Raw genomic sequence first — 1026 nt, 5'->3', positions numbered from 1 at the left:
GGGCTTATATATTTAGCAAACGCTTGGACCGCGGATGTCCGAGGGTGCTGCATAGGCTCGGTGGCATGGAAACCTCAAAGAATAAGGCTGAAGCCTGCGTACTGGCGGATTCATTTCAGGCGCTCGGCGATGAAACCAAAGCTCGAGATCTTCTGGAAGCTTGGCGCTGGCCAAACGGTCCAGTGTGTCCCCGCTGCAAGAACGCCGGCGACAAACGAATTTCCAAATTGGAGGCACAAAGCACGAGCCGCAAAGGGGTTCGCAAGGGCGTTTATTTCTGCGGGGCCTGCCGGAAACAATTTACTGTGACTGTTGGAACGATTCTGGAGCGTTCTCATGTCCCGATGTCGAAATGGGTAATGGCACTATCGCTCCTGTGCTCGTCGAAGAAATCGATCAGCGCTAATCAGGTTCACCGAATGATTGGGGTTACCTACAAGACGGCCTGGTTTATGTGTCACCGGATCCGGCATGCCATGACAGCCGACCCTGCGACGGAGCCGAAGCTCACCGGGACGGTGGAAGTGGATGAGACGTTTGTGGGACCCAGAGCCAAACCGAAAACGCCCGTAGTCGCACTGGTACAGCGCGATGGCCTCGCACGGGTGAAGGTGATTGCTTCGGTAACGCAGAAGAACCTTGGGGCAGCGCTTTCTGAGTGCGTCAGCAAGGAAGCGGTGGTGAATACAGACGAGCACCCCGGTTACAAGAACCCGTTGAAGCAATGGAAGGAGCACCAGACTGTGAATCACTCTCGGCAAGAGTATCAGCGAAACAATCAGGACGGTTCAAAGGCTTCCACCAACACCGCCGAATCTTTCTTTTCGCTGCTTAAAAGAGCCATTATTGGAGCCTGGCATCATATTTCCCGCGAGCACTTAGCTCGATACGCCAATGAATTCGCTTTCCGCTGGAACACCCGCCATCAAACCGATGGCACCCGCCTGAAAGGGTTTGGCCAGTTGATCGAAAACAAACGGCTCACCTACCGCCAGGTTTCCTGCGTTTGCTAAATATATAAGCCCG

At 54.2% G+C, this 1026-nt stretch carries 1 protein-coding gene; it reads left to right on the top strand.

Annotation, left to right across the window (positions count from 1 at the left end; all coding sequences use genetic code 11):
* The first annotated feature begins 65 nt into the window (after positions 1-65).
* Entirely contained in the window at positions 66-1013 is a 948-nt protein-coding gene (locus VEB01_RS09700; protein WP_324874939.1) for an IS1595 family transposase, read from the top strand.
* Positions 1014-1026: the final 13 nt, after the last annotated feature.

The sequence above is a fragment of the Methylocaldum sp. genome (assembly GCF_035627495.1).
Taxonomy (GTDB): Bacteria; Pseudomonadota; Gammaproteobacteria; order Methylococcales; family Methylococcaceae; genus Methylocaldum.
This window is presented reverse-complemented; position numbering and strand designations above follow the sequence as displayed.